This window comes from Paracoccaceae bacterium, from assembly GCA_033344815.1.
Lineage (GTDB): Bacteria > Pseudomonadota > Alphaproteobacteria > Rhodobacterales > Rhodobacteraceae > Roseobacter.
The window spans coordinates 3,136,982-3,160,290 of record JAWPMR010000001.1 but is presented as its reverse complement, the minus strand read 5'-3'; the positions used below and the strand labels follow the sequence as shown (position 1 = coordinate 3,160,290).

General features: G+C 54.9%; 17 protein-coding genes and 1 pseudogene. 6 read left to right on the top strand and 12 right to left on the bottom strand.

From position 1 onward, the window contains the following. Positions 1-14: 14 nt before the first annotated feature. The 3 genes and pseudogenes from R8G34_14630 to R8G34_14620 all read left to right on the top strand — a co-directional run bounded on the left by R8G34_14630 (position 15) and on the right by R8G34_14620 (position 2,660). Positions 15-908: pseudogene (locus R8G34_14630) on the top strand (NAD(P)-dependent oxidoreductase). A 1-nt stretch (position 909) separates the two neighbouring features. Further along, positions 910-1,791, top strand: coding sequence for a DMT family transporter (locus R8G34_14625; GenBank protein MDW3224098.1), 882 nt, complete (start codon positions 910-912; stop codon positions 1,789-1,791). Continuing rightward, positions 1,791-2,660 carry a sugar kinase gene (locus R8G34_14620; protein MDW3224097.1) on the top strand — a complete coding sequence of 290 codons (870 nt, stop codon included), beginning with the start codon at positions 1,791-1,793 and terminating at the stop codon, positions 2,658-2,660. The genes R8G34_14625 and R8G34_14620 overlap by 1 nt, the downstream gene beginning before the upstream one ends. On the opposite strand, the gene R8G34_14615 is transcribed toward R8G34_14620, so the two are convergent. Then, positions 2,647-3,864, bottom strand: a complete 1,218-nt coding sequence (locus R8G34_14615) for a mannitol dehydrogenase family protein (protein MDW3224096.1) — start codon at positions 3,862-3,864, stop codon at positions 2,647-2,649. The genes R8G34_14620 and R8G34_14615 overlap by 14 nt on opposite strands. Beyond that, positions 3,861-5,222 carry a glucuronate isomerase gene (uxaC, locus tag R8G34_14610; GenBank protein ID MDW3224095.1) on the bottom strand — a complete coding sequence of 454 codons (1,362 nt, stop codon included), beginning with the start codon at positions 5,220-5,222 and terminating at the stop codon, positions 3,861-3,863. The genes R8G34_14615 and uxaC overlap by 4 nt, the downstream gene beginning before the upstream one ends. Positions 5,223-5,789: 567 nt before the next feature. Here uxaC and R8G34_14605 point away from each other — a divergent pair. After that, entirely contained in the window at positions 5,790-6,842 is a 1,053-nt protein-coding gene (locus R8G34_14605; protein MDW3224094.1) for a Gfo/Idh/MocA family oxidoreductase, read from the top strand. A 665-nt stretch (positions 6,843-7,507) separates the two neighbouring features. Here R8G34_14605 and rmuC read toward each other — a convergent pair. The 7 genes from rmuC to R8G34_14570 all read right to left on the bottom strand — a co-directional run bounded on the left by rmuC (position 7,508) and on the right by R8G34_14570 (position 16,324). Beyond that, the gene (gene rmuC, locus R8G34_14600) at positions 7,508-8,746 is read right to left on the bottom strand and encodes a DNA recombination protein RmuC (GenBank protein ID MDW3224093.1); all 1,239 of its coding nucleotides are present in this window, start codon (positions 8,744-8,746) and stop codon (positions 7,508-7,510) included. Then, positions 8,743-10,566 (bottom strand): DNA mismatch repair endonuclease MutL, encoded by a 1,824-nt coding sequence (gene mutL, locus R8G34_14595; protein ID MDW3224092.1) that lies wholly within the window; start codon positions 10,564-10,566, stop codon positions 8,743-8,745. The genes rmuC and mutL overlap by 4 nt, the downstream gene beginning before the upstream one ends. Before the next feature lie 338 nt (positions 10,567-10,904). Beyond that, the gene (gene puuE, locus R8G34_14590) at positions 10,905-12,317 is read right to left on the bottom strand and encodes an allantoinase PuuE (protein MDW3224091.1); all 1,413 of its coding nucleotides are present in this window, start codon (positions 12,315-12,317) and stop codon (positions 10,905-10,907) included. A gap of 74 nt (positions 12,318-12,391) precedes the next feature. After that, entirely contained in the window at positions 12,392-13,321 is a 930-nt protein-coding gene (locus R8G34_14585) for a metal ABC transporter permease (GenBank protein MDW3224090.1), read from the bottom strand. Beyond that, positions 13,318-14,523 carry a metal ABC transporter permease gene (locus R8G34_14580; protein MDW3224089.1) on the bottom strand — a complete coding sequence of 402 codons (1,206 nt, stop codon included), beginning with the start codon at positions 14,521-14,523 and terminating at the stop codon, positions 13,318-13,320. The genes R8G34_14585 and R8G34_14580 overlap by 4 nt, the downstream gene beginning before the upstream one ends. A gap of 3 nt (positions 14,524-14,526) precedes the next feature. Beyond that, positions 14,527-15,333 (bottom strand): metal ABC transporter ATP-binding protein, encoded by an 807-nt coding sequence (locus tag R8G34_14575; protein ID MDW3224088.1) that lies wholly within the window; start codon positions 15,331-15,333, stop codon positions 14,527-14,529. 1 nt (position 15,334) lies between these two features. Continuing rightward, positions 15,335-16,324 carry a zinc ABC transporter substrate-binding protein gene (locus tag R8G34_14570; GenBank protein MDW3224087.1) on the bottom strand — a complete coding sequence of 330 codons (990 nt, stop codon included), beginning with the start codon at positions 16,322-16,324 and terminating at the stop codon, positions 15,335-15,337. Between the two features lie 333 nt (positions 16,325-16,657). On the opposite strand from R8G34_14570, the gene deoC reads away from it, so the two are divergent. Then, a complete protein-coding gene (gene deoC, locus R8G34_14565) occupies positions 16,658-17,581 on the top strand; it encodes a deoxyribose-phosphate aldolase (GenBank protein MDW3224086.1) in 924 nt (307 codons plus the stop codon). A gap of 23 nt (positions 17,582-17,604) precedes the next feature. After that, entirely contained in the window at positions 17,605-19,947 is a 2,343-nt protein-coding gene (locus R8G34_14560) for an aldehyde dehydrogenase family protein (GenBank protein ID MDW3224085.1), read from the top strand. A gap of 86 nt (positions 19,948-20,033) precedes the next feature. On the opposite strand, the gene R8G34_14555 is transcribed toward R8G34_14560, so the two are convergent. The 3 genes from R8G34_14555 to R8G34_14545 form a co-directional block, all read right to left on the bottom strand. Then, entirely contained in the window at positions 20,034-21,353 is a 1,320-nt protein-coding gene (locus R8G34_14555) for a pitrilysin family protein (GenBank protein MDW3224084.1), read from the bottom strand. Further along, entirely contained in the window at positions 21,350-22,684 is a 1,335-nt protein-coding gene (locus tag R8G34_14550) for a pitrilysin family protein (GenBank protein ID MDW3224083.1), read from the bottom strand. Before R8G34_14550 ends, R8G34_14555 begins: the two co-directional genes overlap by 4 nt. Before the next feature lie 109 nt (positions 22,685-22,793). Next, positions 22,794-23,294, bottom strand: coding sequence for a DUF3035 domain-containing protein (locus R8G34_14545; protein ID MDW3224082.1), 501 nt, complete (start codon positions 23,292-23,294; stop codon positions 22,794-22,796). Between the last annotated feature and the right edge of the window lie 15 nt (positions 23,295-23,309).

The following is a 23,309-nucleotide window of genomic DNA, read 5'->3' as shown; positions in this document are numbered from 1 at the left end:
GCAAGCGAGAGGGACAGAACATGACACAACCGACAATCGGATTTATCGGCCTTGGCCTCATGGGTGCAGCAATGGTCGGACGGCTTCAGGACAAGGGATACGCTGTGACGGTCACAGCCAACCGTTCGCGCCCCAATGTCGATGCAGCCGTGGCGCGGGGCGCCGTGGAAGTTGCCACCGCCCGCGATGTGGCAAGTGCAAGCGATATCGTGATGCTCTGCATGGATACCAGCGATAGCGTTGAAAGTCGGATGCGCGGAGATGATGGCGTGATCGCAGGACTGCGCAACGGGGCCACAGTCATCGACTTTGGCACGTCGCTTCCGGGAAGCACCCGCGCGCTGAGCGAAGAAGTCGCTGCCGCCGGGGGCCAATATCTTGATGCACCACTGGGGCGCACGCCATCCCACGCTAAAGACGGGATGCTGAACATCATGGCGGCCGGTGACAGAAATGCGTTTGATACTGTCGAACCTGTCCTTAAGGATCTTGGCGAAAACGTATTCCACCTTGGTGCGTCAGGCTCCGGTCACACGATCAAGCTGATGAACAACTTTGTCGGCATGACGATTGCAAATGCGGTGGCCGAAGCTTTCGCCATGGCGGATGTCGCCGGTATTGATCGCAAACAAGTGTACGACGTGATGGCAGCAGGTCCCCTGCATTCGGGGATGATGGATTTTGTCAAAGGCTACGGCGTGGACGGCGACCCAAATCAACTGGCATTTGCGATCAAGAATGCCGCCAAGGACGTCGGATACTATGCCCGCATGGCCGATGAAGCAGGCGTCGAAAGCATCATGTCCAAATGCGCCTTGTCTGCGCTGCGCGAGGCCACGGATACCGGTCGCGGTGACAAGATGGTAAGCGAAATGGTCGATTTTTACGCTCAGAAAATGAGTAAGTAACATGGCTGTCACCGCGGGCCTATTAGAGGACCGCCCCCATTTCGGCATCGTCTTGATGCTGGGTGCATGGTTTCTGTTTTCGCTGGTGGATACCGGTGCAAAATGGTTGGTAATCGCGGGTTTTTCCGCGTTCCAATTGGCGTTCATGCGCTATGCCGGGCATTTTGTGATTTCGGTCGCGGTGATCGCCAAAGGTGGTTTGACCCGCGACCGGTTTCAAACCGGACATATCTGGCAAGTTCTCAGCCGCGCGTTGCTACTGGTCGCGGCCACCCTGTCCAATTTCTACGCGCTGAACTTTCTGCCCCTGACGGTGACCGCTGCAATCATGTTCTCCAGCCCGGTGATCGTCTGCGCCCTTTCCGGTCCATTGCTGGGGGAACGTGTCGGACCATGGCGTTGGTTCGCAATCCTTTTGGGGTTCGCGGGTGTTTTGGTCGTCATCCGTCCCTTTGGCGAAGCATTCCATATTGCCATGCTGCTGCCGCTGTTCAATTCGCTGAGCCTTGCGCTCTATTCGATCATGACTCGCAAACTCGCAGGTGTGGTTGCGACCGAAACCATGCAATTTTACATGGGCGCTTTGGGCACCGCAGTCATGCTCCCAATGGCCGTTTGGGCGTGGCAATGGCCTGATAACCTATTGGACTGGGTCGTATTGATAAGCCTAGGTGTTTTCGGCTGGGCCGGCCATCAGTTGCTGACAAATGCGCATCGATTTGGCACAGCGAATACTTTGATGCCATATACCTATTCGTTCATGATTTACCTCTCGATCCTCAGCTATCTGGTCTTTAGTCACGTACCAGATCACTGGACGATCATAGGAGCGATGATCATCGTCATTTCGGGCTTGATCATCTGGAAAAGGGAACAAAAATAATGCGTGTTGCCTGTGTTGGCGAAGCCATGATCGAACTTTCAATGAAAGGGCAAACCGCGCAGGTAGGCGTGGCGGGCGATACGCTCAACACTGCCATCTATCTCAAACGCGCAGCACCCGATTTGACGGTGGATTACATTACTTGCCTTGGCGATGACCCGTTTTCGGCGCAAATCTCGGATTTCATCGCAGCACAAGATATCGGTTGCGGCAACATTCGCACGATCGATGGCAAATCGCCGGGCCTTTACGCAATCACAACAAATGAGCAGGGTGAGCGCGCCTTTACCTATTGGCGCAATGCCTCTGCGGCCCGTTTGATGTTCCAACAAAACGAAGCCTATGATTTTTCGGTGCTGGCAGAGTATGACGTTGTGTATCTCTCGGGGATCACCCTTGCGATCTTGCCACAGGACGTGCGCCTTGCCTTGATTGAGTGGATCAAAACCACGGACGCGCGCGTGGCCTATGACAGCAATTACCGCCCCAAACTTTGGGAAAACCCGGCAACGGCCCAAAAAATCACCCGCGCGTTCTGGTCTGTGGCTGACATCGCCTTGCCATCTATCGACGATGAAATGGCGCTTTTTGATGAAAGCGAGGATACGGTGGCCGCCCGCTTTGCGACAGGTACAACAAAAGGCGCACTCAAGCGCGGCGACATGGGCCCACTGTCGCTGGGCGAAACCATTGAGCAATCTTATTCATCCGCGCCAAACGTTGTCGATACCACAGCTGCCGGAGATAGTTTTAACGGCGGATACCTCGGCGCATTTCTGTCTGGTCGATCACAAAAGGACGCTTTGATGGCGGGCCACGATTGTGCGGCCCGGGTTGTCCAACATCGCGGGGCTATCATTCCAAAATGATGCCCGCCAGATCTTCGGCCCCAATCAGTTTCAGAAGGTCCGTGTCTGTGCCGTCTGCTGAAATGATCTGTTCGATTTGGTTGCCAAGCGGGTCTTGTATGATCTGATCATTCGCGACCTGCTCGCGACAAAAGGTGATCCAGGCACGAACACCAGCCTTCAAAGCAGGCGCAGGTTTGTCGATTGCAATAAATGCGCGGAGACTGTCCAACATCCGGTAAGGAAGCTTTTGCGTCCCATCCATCGCGATCTGGCGCAAACTGTGATTAATGTACGGATTGTCGAAACGTGCGATCAAGGCATCCGCATAATCCGGGGCAATTTCTTGCATGTCCGGCGTCAACGTTAGGGCCGCCTCCTGCATCAAAGCGCGTGTCCTGCGGCGCAAATCAGGGTCGCCAATAGCTTCGTGTACGTAGGTGTATCCTGCAGAAACGCCCGCATAGGCCAGCATCGAATGGGCACCATTCAACATCCGCAATTTACGAATTTCGTGCGGCGCCACGTCATTCGTAAACAACACATCCGGCCAATCCGGTCGTGGTCCCGCAAAACGGTCCTCAATGACCCATTCTCGAAACGGCTCGGTCGGCACCGCCATCGCGTCACCAGTCGTTGCGCGCAACTCCGGTGAGGTTGCAGGTGTGATCCGGTCCACCATGCTATTGGGGAAAGTTGCCTGATCCGGGTTCAACGCCAATCCTGCACGCGCTGCAAAATCCATCACTGCCCTGCAAAGCACGTCCCCATTCGACACGCGATTGTCACAGCTTAGAACTGTCACGGACGTTTCTCGCGCAGCGAGTCCACGTGCCAAAAAACCAATCACTGAACGGGGCGCGGCATCCGTCAAATCCGACTGGATCAAAGGATCATCAAAATCCAACGTGTTGTCCGGTTTCAGATGATACCCTTTCTCTGTCACGGTGACTGAAATGATGTGAACGTCCGGCATCGCGATCTGTTCCAAGACAGTTGCGGGATCTTCAGGCGCGACGAAAACATCATTGAATACGGTTATTTTCTTGGAGGCCTTCCCTTGGATCGCAAGGGTGTAATCATATCCCTGCGCTTTCAGCCCGTCGCGGATCGACGCGGATCGCAAACTGACGCCGGTGATCGTCCAACCGCCTGCATCCTGCGTGTAATCCGCCAAATGCGCACGGCAAAAATTTCCAACACCGAAATGTAAAATCCGGTTCATGACTGCAACCTGTAGGCTTTGCGCGCCAATTCATTGGCCAGCAGAGGCGCAAGTTCCCGCGCATTCTTCATGTCAAAAACACCGCGATCAATCTGCTGCGCGAGATGCACGGCTACGCCGCGCCGCCATAAATCATGCCGTGCCGGGATCGACAGGAACGCCCGTGTGTCATCATTGAAACCTGCCAGATTAAAGTACCCGGCTGTTTCAACTACCTGATCGAAATATCGCGCGATCCCTGCAGCACTGTCATGGAACCACCAAGGCGGGCCAATGCGCAAACAAGGCCAATGCCCCGCCATGGGAGCCAATTCGCGGGCATATGTTGTTTCGTCCAAAGTGAACAAAAGCAACTTAAACTGAGGACTGTTGCCGACACGGTTGAGCAACCCCTCAAGACCTTTCACCCAATCCACCGCAATGGGTATATCTGCACCCTTATCTCGTCCAAATTCTGCAAGGACGCGATGATTGGTGTTGCGTCGGCTACCCCCGTGGATTTGCATAACCAATCCGTCTTCCACCGACATCTGGGCCATTTCTATCAGCATATGGCCGTAAAACGCCTGAGCATCCTGCGGCGAATTGGCCGCTGTGCGGACACGTTGAAACAAGGCATCAGGGTTCGCCTGCCATTCTGTATGAATATACTCAATCGCATGATCGGTGGCCGTGGCCCCCATTGCCTTGAAAAACTGCCGGCGTTTTCGCAGCGCGTTCAAGTACCCGGCAAAGGTACTGGTGTCTTCATCTGTTGCGACCCCCAACTGCGCGACGTTTTCAGCAAACTGCGGATCACTCGGATCCAGAACACTATCCGGGCGGAATGTCGGTACAACACGTCCAGACCAACCGCTGTCGCGAATGGCGCTGTGATGGCTCAGATCATCCAGCGCGCCATCCGTTGTGGCCAGAACCTCGATGTCAAAACGATCAAAAAGCGCACGTGGACGGAAATCAGGCAGCGCCAGTTTTTCCGCAATCTGATCATAAATATGGTCTGCGTTATCTTCGGATAAACCCGTGCTAATGCCAAGGGTTTGAGTCAGCACATACTGCATCCAAAATCGTGAGGGGGTTCCTAAGAACAAATGCCAATTCTTTGCAAACAAACGAAAGATATCGCGCGGGTTCGCATCTTTTCCTGGTGCTCCGACGCCCAAATCCGCCAATGAGACTCCTTGTGAGTAAAGCATTCGAAAAACATAATGATCCGGGACAACCAAAAGCGTTGCGGGGTCAGGAAACGGTGCATTCACCGCAAACCATGCAGGATCGCAATGCCCATGCGGGGACACAATCGCCAAGTCGCGAATGCCTTCGTAGATTTTTCCCGCTGTTCCTTTTAATTCATGCACTTATTACGCTCCCTTTGATCGTTTTCAGAGGGACGATAGCACTATTTTCCAATCTTGCACCTGTCGCGTGACCAGCGCGAGACTTGCCAGAAGTGACCGGTTTTAAGAGGCGAAGCGACAAAATAATTCGTCTATTCAAAGTAGAACATCTTACACAGGGTGCACGGGTGAACTATCGCTGCGACCTGGTCGTTGCGATTAAACCAGGACCGTTTGAAGCCAACGCCGGACAGCTGATGTCCCAACCGGTCCACATCAGGTCAACAAGAAATTGAACACCACAAGAAGCTTTGCGAAACGGTTAGAAAGCGGCAACGATTATGTTGAAGTCTCACCGGCTTCTGCGAGGTGCCGCAATTGTTAGACGCCCACCCAAATGTTGGTGGCGTCAGATTTCCAGGGCTTCGCAATGCAAATCAATATATCAAAAGAGTCTGTGCGTGCGACACGCGGTTGATCTAAGATGAACAACTCTGGCATGGATCAAATCAGTACCGAGGCCACAATGACGCTGCAACAATTACAAAGCACGAAGGACTTGAGTTTTCCGGCAATGGAAACCGCCCGATGATCAGAGTGGCAATACTTGGAGCAGGCATAGGACGCGAACACCTGGCCGCCTTTCGCAAATTGCCAGATGAATTCGAAGTGGCAATGATCGTCGATCAAGATCCCGCACGCGCAGAAAGCCTGCGCAGTGATGACAAGTTTACAGTCAAAACCGATTTGCAAGCCTCTTTCGATGACGCTGCAATTGACGTGATTGATATCTGTCTACCACCTCATTTGCACGTTTGCGTGTCTTTGCGCGCGCTCAAAGCCGGCAAGCACGTTATCTGCGAAAAACCCCTTGCAACTTCCCTGGCAGATATTGAAAGGCTCCGCGCCGCTATGCACGACAATGGAAAATCCATTTTCCCGGTTTTTCAATATCGATGGGGGCCATCGCTTGCTCAGTTGCGCGGCCTGGTTTCTGCGGGCTTGGTGGGCAAGCCGCAGGTCGCGGCAATTGAGACTCACTGGTCGCGTGGCAGTGATTACTATGCTGTACCATGGCGCGGCACTTGGGGGGGCGAGCAAGGCGGTGCAGTTTTGGGTCATGCCATTCACAATCATGATCTGATGACGCATTTCATGGGGCCCGTCGCATCGGTTTTCGCGCTGACCGCTACCCGCGTGAACCCGATAGAGACCGAAGACTGCGCCGCCGTTAGCTTTAAAATGACCAATGGCGCTCTTGCTACAAGCAGCATTACGCTTGGTGCCGCACGCGATGAAACACGTATGCGGTTCGTCTTCGAAACGCTGACTGCCACGTCTGCATCTGATCCCTATGCGCCCGGGGCGGCGCCTTGGTCCTTTGTGGCGCGAGACCCCATGGAGCAGGCAAAATTTGACGCGGTTCTGAGCAGTTTACCGGCCGAACTTGCAGGTTTCGAAGGCTTTTTCCATGAAATTGCAATGGCTTTGAGCGGGCGCAAGAACAAAGCGGTTTCGTTCGATGACGGGGCTGCATCCATCGAATTGGTTACGGCGATTTATGATGCCGCGCGCAGTGGTCAACGTGTCGACCTACCGCTTGGCGACACCCACCCTCTCTTTGAAGGATGGCAACCATGAAGCGAAAATGAGAGCGGTTGCTGCCCTCCAACATCGTCGATGGTAATTTTAGATACTTCGCGCAACTATTAAATTGCACTCTGGCCCAATGCCAAAAAGCGTAACACTTTGGCTCGCAAAATTAGTGCGCGTTTTTTTGTCCGTTCTCCTTCTCCCAACTGCCCTATGCGCGGGCGTGGCCAAGAGTGATTGAGGTTTTGCTGCCTATGGGCGTGCAATGCCCATTTGGCAAAGTTTCCAATTCCAGGAGCAGTGCTTTTCGAGCGTTCAGTTTCTTAAACAATGAACCCAGAGTTTCCTATGAAATGGTTGAGAGCCAAATGGCCTGAGCGCGATTGTATGGCAATCTCACCATCAGGGACGCTTTGAGCCTAGCCCACATCAAAATGACTGGTGTGCGGCGACATCTTGAACGTGGTTTGTCACACGGAATTGGTCAAAATGACAGTTTAACCACTAGTCTGGATGCATAAAAGACCACGCTGACAGGCGAAAACAAAAGCCTCACGTTTTTCTGGTGTTTGATAAGATCCGTGACAGCTCTGTTATCAGAGCGCATGCGTTCCGGTTGCCACCATCAACAGGCATTGTCAGGCCAACCAGACCTAAGGTCCCGGAGGTTGCCAGATCATGACCCGCGTACCCCACATTCCAATTGCCTGTCCCTAAAGCTCGGATTTGGTCAATGGCACAATATTTGCGCCCTCTTCTGCGGACAATTCCTCGAAATCAAAGTTGTCCAACCGGTGCGCGCGCTTACCGGCTTTGTCGGAACTGATCTTGATCTCTTCTATATCCTTGGAAGCTTGGGAAAAATGACGGTCCAGGTTACCGACACGGGTGCCCAACCTGTCTACATCTGCCACGAGCTTGGCCAACTCAGAACGTATTGCACCCGCCTGTTCTCGCATCCGGGCATCCTTGAGAATTGCACGCATGGTATTGAGCGTGGCCATGCAGGTTGTCGGCGACACAATCCAGACACGAGCATCAAAGCCTTTACGCACCAAATCTGGGAAATTCGCGTGCAGTTCCGCATAAACCGCCTCGGACGGAAGAAACATCAATGCGCCATCCGCCGTTTCACCCTCGAGGATGTATTTGTTTGAAATATCCAAGATATGCTTTGTCACTGCGACCTTCATCTTGGCCATAGCTTCTTTGAGATCCCAATCAGTCTCGGCCGCTCGCAGCGCTTCATAGGCCTCCAGCGGGAATTTGCTATCAATCACAATCGGTCCGGGCGGATTCGGCAAATGGATCAAGCAGTCCGCTCGCCGACCATTGCTCAGGGTATGCTGCAGCGAAAAGCTGTCCTTTGGCAGCGCTTTTGAGACTATATCGTGCAGCTGAATTTCACCAAATGCCCCGCGTGTCTGTTTGTTGCTTAGGATGTCCTGCAGCGACAAAACATCCCCCGACAGTTTGGTGATGTTATCTTGTGCCTTATCAATAGCAGCCAGGCGTTCCTGCAATTGCGTCAGAGAAGTGGTGGTTTGCTTGGAGGACCCATGAAGGGCCTCTTTCATACGTTCCTGCATCTCCGAAAGCGAACGTGCCGAGCGCAGTGCATTGTCTGCAAGGCGATCCTGCATCTGCTGCTGGACTGTAGCCAGTCGCGCTTCGACCGTTTGGATGACCTGAGTTTGCGCGTTGGCCTGCGTGTCCGAAACGGTTTGCAATCCGCCGCGCAACTGTTCCTGACCTGCGCCAAGTTGTTGGACGTGCTGCCCTAAGACACCTAATTGTTGGGTGAGCGGCGCCGACATTTTCGCACTTTGACCTGCCGCACGTACGGCCATGATCAGCAATACAAAGAACAGAAGCACAACACTTGCGCCCGCCGCAGCCGCGATGACCAACGGATCATCCAACGCGAAAACCTGTCCTGCAATCTCGATCATGTCCGACCAAACAGTCTTTCTATATCACTCAGCTTTAGTTCCACATAAGTTGGACGCCCATGGTTGCACTGACCTGAATGCGGCGTTGCCTCCATGTCGCGCAACAGCGCGTTCATTTCTTCGGCGCGCATCCAGCGCCCTGAGCGTATCGAGCCATGGCAAGCAATACGGCTGAGGATCGCTTCAATACGCACTTGCAAGGTGTTGGAGCAATTCTGGTCGGACAATTCGTCAAGAATATCCGATATGATCGCTTTCGCATCTACCTGACCCAATATCGCGGGTGTTTCACGCACTGCAAGGGCGGAGCCTCCGAATGGTTCAATGACTAAACCAAATTTCTCAAGCTGGTCTGCAATCTCTATCAGGCGCGCGCAGTCATTGACTGAAAGTTCAACAATTTCCGGGATCAACAGGGCCTGACGCGCCACACCATTCTCAGACATTTGTCTTTTCAGTTTCTCGTATACCAGACGTTCATGAGCAGCGTGCTGGTCAACAATGATCATGCCATTTTCTGTCTGCGCGATGATGTAATTCTCATGGACTTGTCCCCGCGCCGTACCCAAAGGATAGCCGGGCGTTTCATCATCCTTGTCCCCCTGCAAGGGTTTAGTGCTCTCCACACGTCCCCAGACCGGCGCCGTTTCCTGAAAGCTTGGCGATGACATGGTTGGTGCCGGGCGTCTGTCCATTTGATAGATGCGCGCGCCCACCGCTTCAGGCAGCATGGCCCCCAGCGTGGCGTCCGCGACAGTAGAAGACGCGCGATGCCCGGCCTCCGCCAAAGAGTGCTTCAGGGCGGATACAATCAATCCACGCACAAGACCCGGATCACGAAAGCGTACTTCAGATTTCGCGGGATGGACGTTCACATCGACAAGCGCCGGGTCGCAATCAATAAACAGTGCCGCTGCCGGGTGACGGTCACGGCTCAGAAAATCTGAATAGGCCCCGCGCAACGCGCCTATCAACAGCTTGTCGCGCACCGGACGACCGTTCACAAAGAGATATTGTGCAATAGCCGAGCCGCGCGAATAAGTCGGCAGGGCCGCATATCCCGTCAGATGCAAGCCTTCGCGTTGAGCATCAATCGCCAAGGCGTTTTCAGCAAATTCGCGCCCCATCACGCGGGACAGGCGGCCATGAAGCGCACTGAACAGATCACCCTGTTCGGAAGGTGCACGAAAGATTTCACGATCTTTCCGTTCGCCAGAAACGTCGCGCAACACAAACTCGACAAAGGGTTCGGCCATCGCAAGACGCTTGATCACATCGCTGATTGCCTGCGCTTCCGCGCGATCCGTGCGCAAAAATTTCAATCGTGCTGGCGTTGCATAAAACAGATCGCTCAGAGTCACGGTTGTGCCAGTTTTCAAAGCGGCAGGTTTGAGAGCTTTGCTAACCCCACCGTCCACGGAAATTTCAAACCCGTCTGAGCCGTCCGCCCGACTGGCGATGGTAAGCCTTCCAACTGCGCCGAGTGAAGGCAACGCCTCGCCACGAAACCCGAAGGTGTGGATGTTCAAAAGATCGGACCCATCAATTTTTGAGGTCGCATGCCGTGACAGAGCAAGCGGCAAGTCCTCCTTTGTCATGCCGCAGCCATCATCCGTGACCCGGATCAGGGTCTTGCCGCCATCGCTGTAGTCAATTGCAATGCATCGCGCGCCGGCATCGAGTGCATTTTCGACCAGTTCCTTGATCGCCGAGGCTGGTCTTTCAACCACTTCGCCAGCCGCAATCCGATTGACTGCGCCTTCATCCAGTTGGCGAATAACGGGCCGTGATTGGCTTATCTTGGGGGTGATAGAGTTCATACCACAACTAGTAGCATGCTTGTGCGCGATTCTGAAACCTGATTTCCGAGAGAGTTGGCTTAAAGCTCCCCCTACGGCGAGGTAATGGCCCCGCGGCACGGAAAGAGTCCGCCATACCGTTGAAAAACCGTCCGTTACCTGCGCTGTTTCTATGTACGGGTACGGCTCCAAGCAGGACCTTATTGATAGAATCCGGAAAATTCAGAGATCTATCCTGAACCGCCATGTCGATTTTAACGGCAAGGTACTGTAACCTCCGTGGTTTTCATAAGCAGAGCTTTGCGGGCAAGATGGAGATCGGCACCAGTTTCCCATTGGGTCGCGGTTACTCACGCAAGTCATAGAACAGCTTCCAGCCTAATCTCTGCAATACGCTCAACTTGTCTACAGGCTTCATCAAATTCTGCATCAGTCTCCTGCGCCAGCCGTCTCTTAAAGGCGCGTAAGATACCTGCTTTGTTGTGATCTTTCACAGCTATGATGAAAGGGAACCCGTGTTTTTGCATATAAGAGGTATTGAGTTTTTCAAATGTGGCATTTTCGTCGTCCGTAAGCCCATCCAATCCAGCACTGGCCTGTTCGCCCGAACTTTCAGCAGTCAATCGCTTCGCCACCGCAAGCTTGCCCGCCAAATCAGGGTGTGCGCGTAAAACGTCCATGCGTTCTTCCAGCGTGGCGCTGCGAAACATGCGCGCCATCGCGGAATGCAACCCGGTGGCAGTATCATGGGCGGGACCAAGCTCAAGGTCGAATGCGCGCTCGGCAAGCCACTCCGAATGCTCGAAGATGTTTCCGAATTTCTCAATGAAATCTGGCTTCTTGAGCGTCGACGGGCGCGGGCGGTTTTTTGGCGGGTGCACCTTGCGCCAATGTTCAGCAATATCGATACGACGCGGGCACCATACCCCTTCAAAACTTTGGATATAGTCAATGAACCGGCGCAGCGCCTGTATCCGCCCCGGGCGGCCGATCAAGCGGCAATGCAGGCCTACGGACATCATCTTGCCCGCACCTGCAATGCCTTCAGCATAAAGCGCGTCGAAAGCATCCCGCAAATAGGTGAAGAATTGATCGCCCGCATTGAACCCTTGAGCGGTTGCAAAACGCATGTCATTGCAATCCAAAGTATACGGAATGATCAGTTGGTTGCGGCGTCCAAACTTGCGCCAATAGGGCAAATCATCATCGTAAGTGTCGGATATGTATTCAAACTGGCCCGTCTCAGCCGCAAGCGCCACGGTATTCATCGAACACCTCCCGGTGTACCATCCACGCGGACTTTCCCCCGTCACTTCACCATGCAAGCGTATCGCTTCCATCATGTCCGCGCCTTCCTCTGCCTCGGTATGTTCCTTGTAGTCGATCCATTTCAACCCGTGGCTCGCTATTTCCCAGCCTGCCGATTGCATGCCTTTGACCTGCTCGGGCGCGCGTGCCAGAGCAGCTGCAACGCCGTAAACCGTGACCGGGATATTCGCGCTCGTAAACAGTCGATGCAGGCGCCAGAATCCGGCACGCGCACCGTAATCGTACATTGACTCCATGTTCCAATTCCGTTGACCCGGCCAAGGCTGCGCGCCAATCACTTCGGATAGAAACGCCTCAGAGGCATCATCGCCATGCAACAGGCAGTTCTCCCCGCCTTCTTCATAGTTCACGACGAACTGAACCGCGATGCGCGCGTCATTTGGCCATTTGGCGTCGGGTGGGTGGGCACCATAGCCTGAAAAATCACGAGGGTAACGGTTCACTAGGGTTCTCCTATGGCAAATCGTTACTACTCTCTACCGTCGTGTCACGGGTTTCAATTCGTATCTTTCGCGCCTCAAAATTTCTGCGTGCTGCCACCTTGTTTTCGGTATGGCCCGAAGATCGCAGTGGCGGCCAAAATAATGCCGGACACACTCGCAATCATCCCCGCCGCGGAAACGGACGATGCAAACCCAAGCCAGATCGGCCCATATCCCGCCGCGACATACCCCAGCACGGCCGCCATCGTCGCAAAACCCACGGACCAGGCCACCTGGTGCTCCAGTTGGTTGGTCATCAGACGCGCGGCGGCGGGCGGACAGATGAACATCGCGATCACAATGATACTGCCGACGGCATCAAATGCAGCAACTGCCGAAACCGCCGAAATAACAACCAGCCCCAGACCAAGCGGCTGCGTCCGCATGCCGATTGTCTGTGCAAAGCCTTCGTCAAAGGTTGAGATTTTCAGAGGTCGCCAAAACACGAAAACAAACAACGCCACGGCAACCAAGGCGGCCATCATACGGGGCAATTCAACCGGCAACCCCCTCAAGGCTTCAGGATCCAGGAGGGAGCCCCAACCAGAGGCATCCAACCAGATCAGGCTTTCAAGGTTGCCAAAAAGGGCGTGTTCCACATCAAGATGCACAGAGGACGTATCGGACTGTTCCAGCAGCAGAACACCGCCCGCAAACATGGTCGTGAAGACAACGCCCATCGCCGCCCCCGGCTCAATCTTGCCCAAACGCCGGATTGCCTCAATCGCGGCAACCGCCACGAGAGCCGCGCCCGCAGCGCCCAGCAGCATGGGCCAGGCGGCAATCACCCCGGTAATCAAAAATGCAACCACGATCCCCGGCAGTACGACATGGCTGATCGCATCACCAATCAGGGCCTGACGACGCAGCACCAGAAAGTTGCCCGGCAAGGCACAGGCAATGGCCACACAGATCCCAATAAGCAAAGGCGTCAGGGACAGAGGTACAAATTCCGAACCGCTCATCCGCGCAAGCCCTGTGGTGCGGGAATACGCCGGTCGATCTCATGGATCTGATCCGGGGTCAGGACAGTCTCAATTGGTGTCAGCCCGTCATAATGGGCTGCAGCAGCCTCAAAACTCGGGTCACGCCGGATCAGTTGCCACCGCGTTTCATCCAACAGCGCCTTACCTGCGCGCCCGCGCCCTTCAGCCGTGGGCACTCCGTCCGGCAATGCCCACCCGGCCCTTCTCAGCAAGCGCAATGTCAGTTTTTCATAAATTGGTTGGCCTTGCGCCAGAGCCAACAGACCCTGGCGCAGATGCACACGATGCTGGAATTTGCGATGTTTCAGAACAGCAGCCAGCACACCGCGCTTCGGCGCTAGCATCAGGGAAAGCATGAAGAAGGCGAACCCGACCAGAACAATGATCGGTCCCGTGGGGAGGTCAGGCAATGCTGCAGAAAACGACGCCCCGATGTAAGCTGACAGACCGCCCAACAGACCAGATATCAACACAACATGATCCGTGCGCTCTGTCCAGAAACGCGCCGTCACCGGTGGGATAATGAGCAATGCGACGATCAGGATCAGGCCCACGATTTTAAGGCCGACAACTGTCACCGCCAGCACAATAGCCATCATCGCTAAATCCGTACGCGCCACATTCTGTCCTGCCGCAGACGCGTATTCCGGATCAAAGGACGCTAGCGTCAGGGGGCGGCGCAAGAGCATGACCAATGTAAGGGTCAATCCGGCCGAAACAGCGATAATCAGAGCATCACTGCGCAACATGCCCGCCGTTGATCCAAGCAGGAACCCTTCGAGCCCAGCCTGTTGGCCCGATGTCATGGATTGAATAATCGTCAGGCCGACGATCCCCATCCCAAAGAATACAGACAATACCGCGCCGATCGCTGCGTCCTCGGCGAGGCGGGTTTTTGTACTGAGCCAACTGACACACAAAAGCCCGATGGCGGCGGAAGCGCCAGCGCCGATCAGCAATCCAATCAGGTTTCGCCCATCCCAGCCCAATCCCACCATCACCATGAAGGCGCATGCCACGCCTGGAAGCGTCGCATGCGCAATCGCGTCACTGACAAGTGCGCGCTTGCGCAAGAAAAGAAATGTACCCCCTACGCCGGCGGCCATGCCCAACAGCATCGCACCCAGTGTCACAAGGGTCGCGTTGTACCCAAGTTGAAGTAACACGGCGTCAAGAAGCACGGCTTAGCCCAGCGTTCCACTCAATTGATCCACCTGTGCGCCCGCGAGGCGACCTCCATAGGTGGATTGCAGATTTTCCTCGGTGAAGGTGCTTTGCACTGGTCCTTCGGCGACGCGGCGCTTGTTGATCAGGAAAACATGGTCGAAATACTCATGCACTGTGCTCAGATCATGATGCACGGCCACAACTGTTTTGCCCGCATCGCGCAGCGACTTCAGCACCGCAATAATCGCTTTTTCAGTGGCGGCATCAACTCCCGCAAAGGGTTCATCGAGCAAATAAAGGTCTGCGTCCTGCGCCAGAGCACGCGCAAGGAAAACACGCTGCTGTTGACCGCCCGAAAGCTGGCCGATCTGTCGTGTTGCGAAACCCTCCATGCCGACGCGCACAAGACAATCCCTTGCCTTGTCACGATGCGCGGAAGTCACGCGACCTAGAAGACCAAGTTCACGATACAAACCCATCAAGACGACATCGATCACACGCGTCGGAAAATCCCAATCTACACTGGCGCGCTGCGGTACGTATGCAATCCGATCGCGGCTCTGTGCGACGGGCCTGCCAAACACGGTCGTCTGACCCGCTAGGGGGTCGATGATCCCAAGAACAGCTTTTAGCAATGTCGACTTGCCGGCACCGTTCGGCCCGATGATCGCGGTCATGGAGCCGGTGACAATGGTCATATCCACCGAAAAAACTGCGGGTTTTTGCCCATAGGATACGGTCAGGCCGCGAACCTCCAATGGGTTCGACAGATGGATGTTTTCTGCGGTTATCGCGCCGTCGCTTGTTGCCAGTGCAATGTTCATATCAGCTCCCTGCCGCCAGCTTGCCCAGACGACCGCCCTCTGGGACATCTGCTCCGAGCGCGCGCGCAATCGTCGTGACGTTGTGATCAATCATGCCCAGATACGTCCCCTCGTAAGTGCCATCGGCACCCATCGCATCGCTGAACAAAGCCCCCCCGATGCTTACCATGTGGCCCTGTGCAGCAGCTCCTTCGATCAAAGCGCGCATGTTGCGGTCAGACACGGAGGTTTCGACAAACACGGCACCGATGTCGCGGGACACCAGAACGTCGACAAGCTCTGAAATGCGGTTCAGCCCCGCCTCACTTTCGGTTGAGATCCCCTGAATGCCGATCACTTCGAAATCATACGCGCGACCGAAGTAGCTGAAGGCATCATGTGCTGTCAGCAAAACACGCTTTTCCTTGGGAACCTTGGCAAGAGACGTCCGAGCATATTCCGCCAAATCATCAAGTTCAGATGCAAACGCCTGTGAATTGGCGCGAAATGCTTTGGCATCCCCGGGACGCAAAACGCTCAACTCGCTGGTAACGGCAGTGACAACTTCACGCCACAGGACCGGATCCATCCAGACGTGCGGATCATATCGCCCGTCATAGTCCGCATGCGACAACAATTGGTCCTTTGGCAACCCCTCGGCGATGGGCACAACACGACCCTTGCGACTCAGGTCTTCAAAAAAGCTCTCCATCTGCGCTTCCAGGTAGAGCCCGTGCCAGAACACCAGATCAGCGCGCGTCATGGCAACAATGTCGCTGCGCGTCTGCCGATAGGCGTGCGGATCAACGCCCGCGCCCATCAAGGCCTTCACCGATACCAGATCACCGCCAACGCGCCGTACCGCATCCGCGATCATACCGGTGGTTGCGACAACACTGGTTTGTCCCGTGGTTTGTGCCAAGGCCGGTTGGCCGATCAAAAGCGCGGACGCGCTGAGCCCGGCAAACAGGCTGCGTCGCGTCACATAAAAAGAAGAGTTTGGTTTATCCATATTAACGAATATGAGAACCATTCGCAAGAAGTCAAGCCAAATGCGACTAATTCGCAAAAGCAAAGCGCTATTTGATATTTTTGCCTGAAAAATCATCGCTGAGACCCCGCGACACATCTCAAAACACAGAGAAACGCATGGGTTTTTTATCATAGTAGACGTGCAAAATGCGCTGCATCCTCCTCCGGCTATGCGCTTGCCATGACGCACAACCCATGCGAATTTGACCAGATGCTCCCCAAGGATGCCGCAATGCTCAGCCAAACCCATAAACCGCTCTCGCCCGTGACCAGCCATCCTGTGCCGCAAGTGACCGAACCCAGAAACCCCGGTATGGCTTTGGACATGGATTGGGTGCGTGCGCTGCAAGCAAACACCTCGGCCATTGAACGGCGTGCCGCCAATCTCCCCGCCCGACGGTCGGTCAAAAAGCAGAATCAGGCCGCATGGCTGTTGCGCGCTGTGACTTGTATTGACCTGACAACCTTGTCGGGCGATGACACCGAAGATCGGGTCGCAAGGCTCTGTGCAAAAGCGCGCCAACCTGTGACGCAGCCATTGCTGGACGCCTTGGACATGGGGCCGATTACCACAGGGGCAGTCTGCGTTTATCACGATATGATCCCGGCGGCGTTGCGCGCGCTGGAGGGATCCGGCATCCCCGTTGCAGCCGTGAGCACCGGTTTCCCGGCGGGTCTTTCTCCCCTGCATCTGCGCATTGCCGAGATCGAGGAAAGCGTCAAAGCCGGTGCCGCCGAAATCGACATTGTGATTTCCCGCCGCCATGTCTTGTCGGGCAATTGGCAGGCCCTTTATGATGAGATGTGCGCGTTTCGCCGCGCTTGCGGGGAGGCACATGTAAAAGCCATCCTTGCCACTGGCGAATTGGGATCTTTGCGTAACGTGGCGCGCGCATCGATGATCTGCATGATGGCCGGGGCGGATTTCATCAAAACCTCCACCGGCAAGGAAAGCGTGAACGCGACCCTCCCAGTTACTTTGGTGATGCTCCGCGCCATCCGAGACTATTATGAGCACACTGGATTTCGCGTAGGGTATAAACCGGCGGGCGGCATTTCCAAAGCCAAGGACGCGATCACGTACCTCGCCATGATGAAGGAAGAATTGGGCGACCGCTGGTTGCGACCAGATCTGTTCCGTTTCGGGGCCTCATCTCTCTTGAATGACATTGAACGCCAATTGGAACATCACGTCACCGGAAACTATTCCGCAAGCTACCGTCATCCGACCAGCTGATATGATTGAAAGGGCCCTTGGCCATGACCGTCTCCGAGATATTTGAAACGATGGACTATGGCGTCGCACCAGAAAGCGCGACAGAGGCCCGAAATTGGATCGCAGATCAGGACGGGCAATTTGGTCATTTTATTGACGGTAGCCACACTGCCCCCGGACAGGGCTTTGAGAGCCGCAATCCAGCCACAGGCGACGTGCTCGCAACACTCTCGCAAGCCACACAGGCGGATGTCGACGCCGCAGTCGACGCAGCCCGGCGCGCACAATCCAAATGGGAAGGCCTGAAAGGCCACGGCAGGGCACGCTATCTTTACGCAATTGCCCGTCTTTTGCAAAAACACAGCCGTCTCTTTGCCGTGCTGGAAACGCTCGATAATGGCAAACCGATCCGTGAAGCCCGAGACATTGATATCCCGCTGGCACAACGGCATTTCTACTTTCACGCAGGGATGGCCCAGCTGATGGAAGAAGAACTGCCAGACCGCGAAGCGCTTGGGGTCTGCGGACAGATTATCCCATGGAATTTTCCACTTTTGATGCTGGCTTGGAAAATCGCGCCCGCCCTCGCGATGGGCAATACAGTTGTACTGAAACCCGCTGAATACACATCTCTTACAGCTTTGCTTTTTGCGGACATCTGCCGTCAGGCGGGTTTGCCAAAAGGGGTAGTGAATATTGTCACCGGTGATGGTGCTGTCGGTGAAATGATCGTTGCTGCCGAGGTGGATAAACTGGCCTTCACCGGCTCAACCGCAGTAGGTCGTCGCATACGTGAAGCTACTGCTGGCAGCGGCAAAGCCTTGACGCTCGAACTGGGTGGAAAGTCGCCCTATATCGTTTTTGATGATGCGGATCTGGACAGCGCCGTAGAAGGGCTCGTCGATGCGATCTGGTTCAATCAGGGTCAGGTCTGCTGTGCCGGATCACGGCTATTGGTACATGAACCCATTGCGGAGGTTTTTTACGCCAAACTACGCGCGCGGATGGACAAACTGCGTATAGGTGATCCACTGGACAAGAGCATAGATGTCGGTGCAATCGTAGATCCCGCACAACTCAAGACGATTTCCGATATAGTGGCCTCAAACACCGCTGGCACCACCTACGTGGCGGCTACGGATTTACCCGTTGAAGGTAGCTTTTACCCGCCCACGCTGATCACTGGCCTGAACCCCGCAGATCGGCTGATGCAAGAAGAGATTTTCGGCCCTGTGTTAGTGTCAACCACGTTCCGCACACCGAGCGATGCAGTCGCATTAGCCAACAACACCCGCTACGGGCTTGCCGCCACTGTCTGGAGCGAAAACATCAACCTTGCCCTCGATATCGCCCCAAAGCTCGCCAGCGGTATTGTATGGATCAACGGCACCAATCTGATGGATGCCGCAGCGGGTTTCGGCGGCGTGCGTGAGAGCGGCTTTGGGCGTGAAGGCGGATGGGAAGGGCTTGCGGGATATACACGTCGCAAGGGTGTGAAAAAACCACTGAAGCCTCTCAAACCGTTTTCGGGCAAAAGCATGATCGCGAACCCAATAGACAGGACTGCAAAACTTTACGTTGGCGGAAAACAGTCCCGTCCCGATGGCGGTTACTCTGCCCCTGTTTGGGGTAAATCGGGCGACTTGCTTGGCCATGTTTCATTGGCCAATCGCAAGGATCTGCGGAACGCAGTTGAGGCTGCACAAGCCGCCAAAGGATGGTCCAGAACCACCGGACATCTGCGTGCCCAAATCCTCTACTACTTGGCGGAAAACCTTTCGGCCCGCGCGGATGAATTTGCAAAACGGTTGAACAATATGACGGGCGGCAAACAAGGCGACAAGGAAGTCGAAGCCACAATTCACCGACTTTTCAGCTATGCAGCTTGGGCCGACAAATATGACGGCCACATCCACGGCGTGCCCATGCGCGGCGTCGCTTTGGCAATGAAAGAACCCGTTGGCGTGATCGCAGCCATATGCCCAAACGAAGCCCCCCTACTTGGTTTGATCTCCTGCATGGCACCGGCTATGGCCATGGGAAATCGGATCATCCTTGTTGCATCCGAGACTTTCCCGCTCGCTGCGACAGACTTCATTCAAATATTGGAAACTTCGGATGTTCCAGCCGGTGTCGTCAATATCTTAACCGGACCACATGCGGATATTGCGTCGCATATGGCCGCACATATGGACATCGATTCCGCTTGGTCTTTCAGCGATCAACCTCTGAGCGGGCCAATCGAACAGGCCAGTGCCGGCAACCTCAAACGTACTTGGGTCAACAATGGCATGTTCCGCAACTGGATGGGCAGCGCAGGCCAAGGCAAGGAATTCCTCGAAGCCTCAACAGAAATCAAGAACATCTGGGTTCCTTACGGCGAATAACCTCTGATACAGTAACCCGCACTCGGCCCAATCGGGCCGAGGGTATAGCGCGGCGCGTCAGCGCCCCCTTTTAGCAAGACACAAGACTAATTGGCAGGCGTGCTTTCAAGTCCTACAGGCTGTCCAACGACGACGAAATGCAATCCTTCAGGATCCAACAACTCACCCGCAACCCGTTTGACATCCTCCAGCGTCACCGCTTCAACCCGATCGTTCCGTGAGGGGATGTAATCAATGGGCAAGCCTGACATCTGCATGCCCACCATGATTTTTGCAATCGGTCCGTTTCCATCAAACCGAAGCGGATAGGCCCCTGTCATAAACGTCTTGGCGTCATCCAGTTCGGCCTGCGTGACGCCTTCTGACGCCGCCCGGGACCACTCATCGCGGATCACGGCGATGGCTTCGGCAATGCGATCATTTGCCGAACTGACCGATCCCAAGTAAGTCGCTGCCAGATCTTTCGGAACCAAATAGGAATAGACGCCATAGGTGAGCCCACGTTTTTCGCGCACTTCATCCATAAGCCGGCTCTCAAAGGATCCGCCACCCAGCACCTGATTGAGTAAAATCGCTGTAAAGTAGTCCGGGTTTTCCAGAGTAATGCCTCTTTGTCCGAAAAGAGCGACCGATTGGGGTGTTTCAAAAGGAACAACCGTCACACCACCTGGAATGGTGATTTCGGCCATAGGCGGCATAGGTGCGCCCTCTGCCGGCAGCGCACGCAACAACTCATCCATCATCGCTGACAGTTCTTCTGGCGTGATATCACCGACGGCTCCGATATAGATCCTGTCTCGCGCAAGCACTGCCCGATGCGCCGCCAACAAATCTTCGCGCGTCAATGCAGCAACGCTTTCCTCAGTTCCACTTAGAGACGTGGCATAAGGGTGATCACCAAACACAATCTCGTCAAAGGCACGTCCCGCAATATCGTTTGGGTCCTTGGCTTCCGATCGGATACCAGACAGGACCTGATCGCGCACACGCTCTATGGCATCCTCATCAAACCGGGGTTCAACAAGTGCAGCGCGCAATAATTCGACCGACGCGTCGCGATTTTCCGTCAGGAAACGCGCGGACACAGAAACAGAGTCGTCACTTACGTCAAAACCAAATGACGTGGCGAGCGCCTCTGTGGCGCGCGCGAAATCACGTGCATCCATGTCAGCGGCCCCTTCTTCAAGCAGCCCTGTCATCAAATTGATGGCGCCCCGTTTGCCCGGCGCATCCAGCGATGCACCACCACGAAAACGGATCTCCAGCGCCACAAAAGGGATCGCATGGTCCTCGACCAACCAAGCGGTCAAACCCGACTCAGAGGTAACCTCCTTGATGTCGACCTCAGCACTCGCGGGGAGCGTCCACGCAAAAACGGCACACAAAGACAAGACAAAACGGATCATTGTGTCACCTCTTCGCGCATCAACCAGCCCGTCACAGAGGCCCTCATGTCAAAAACATCTCGCGCGGCCTGCATGATGTCCTCTGCCGTAACGGCCTGTAAAATATCAGGCCATGCCTTGACGTCTTCGACGGTCAAACCGGAGGTCAACGCCTGCCCATAACGGTTGGCAATCCGGTCTACATCATCCCGTGCATAGATCTGGTCAGCGCGGATTTGCAGCTTGATCCGCTCCAACTGTTCCGGATCAACACCGTCGATCATGAACTGATCCAGCGCTGCGTCCATTGCGTCTTCGGCCTCTTGCAGGCTAACACCCGGGCGTGGCACGACGATGACATTGAACGTCGTGTCATCCAGTCGAACACCGCTGTAAAATGCAGCGGAATATGTGGCGACCTGCGTATCAAATTGCAGCGCTTCCGCCAGATAGGATGTGGTGCCGCCCCCCAGTATCTCGGACAAGAATGTCAACGCCGCTGCGGCCTCCTGCGCGCCAGCATCCCGTTCCGGCGCCAAATAGGACCGCCTGACATAGGGCTGGGCCACGCGCGCATCACGGAAAATCAATCGACGTTCCGCTGTTTGAGGTGGCTCTTCCGTGCGCAGCCTGTCAGGCAAATCGGGATTGGCCGGAATCACGCCATAGTGTTTTTCAGCCAGTGTGCGGACCTCTTCAGGGGTCACATCGCCCGACACCACAAGAATGGCATTGTTTGGCGAATAGTAGATGTCGTAAAACCCAAGCGCATCTTCCATGTCCAAAGTTTCCATTTCATGCATCCAACCGATGATTGGCACGCCATAACGGTGGTTCAGAAATTGCGCAGCACTCAACTGTTCACCAAAAAGCGCACTGGCGCTATTCTCGGTGCGTTGGTTTCGTTCCTCGATGATTACGTCACGCTCGGTGTCGATGTTTTCTTCGGTCAGTCGGATATTTTTCATCCGGTCCGACTCCATCTGCATCATTAACTCAAGGCGATCGGCGGCGACGCGTTGGAAATATGCGGTATAATCATAAGAGGTAAAAGCATTGTCGCGCCCCCCGTTGCGCGCGACGGTCGCGGACAGTTCGCCCGCTTCCAGCGTGTCAGTCGCCTTGAACAGCAAGTGCTCCAGAAAATGTGCGACACCAGAAGATCCTTTTGGTTCGTCTGCAGACCCGGCCTTGTACCACACCATGTGTTGAACGACGGGTGCGCGGTGATCTTCGACAACAACGACTTGCATGCCATTTTCAAGCTCAAAAGTGGTAACCGCCTCTTCTTGCGCCAGCAAAAGGCCGGGAAAAAATGCGATGAGTGCGGCGAGAGCAGAAAGTCGGATCATGAGCCATCCTTTGCGTCATTTTTAACGAAGCGTTGGCGAACAGATACGCCCCGGGGCGTTCGGTTCAAGTGCGCTGTCACAAATGTGAGGTCAGCATATTGATAAACTGCTAATTCAGCGGCGGGTAACTCGGTGTCTTAGCTCCGGCGCGCCGCCAGTTTTCCGCCGTTGCTTCCGCATTCAGCCTTTCAGACCGATAAGCCTGATCATAAAGGTCTTCGCGGAAAATGCGGTATTGCGTAAATCGCGATTTCCCTCGGCGGAACTCCGCGTCTTCCTGTGCAAGGTTCTGGCGTATGCTGGGTGTGACACCAAATCGACTGGCTGCTGTCACTAACGCGCCGTCAGAGGCCGGAATGGCGGTACCGCTGGATGGTCGACCGCCTAATGCCACTGCAGCCTCATTTACCGGGTTTATGTCCGTCAGGTTACCCTGACCGGGCGTTGGCGTTGGCAATGCGCTCAGATCGCTTGGTGTCTGTAATTCCGCTTTTGGCTCAACAATGAACTCATCTGGTCCACGTGAATTTGAACGCAGATCACGCAGTCCCTGATTGGCACAGGCACTCAGGCTTGCCGTTATCAAAATGAGGGCCAAAATGCGGCTCATATCAGATCTCCTCGC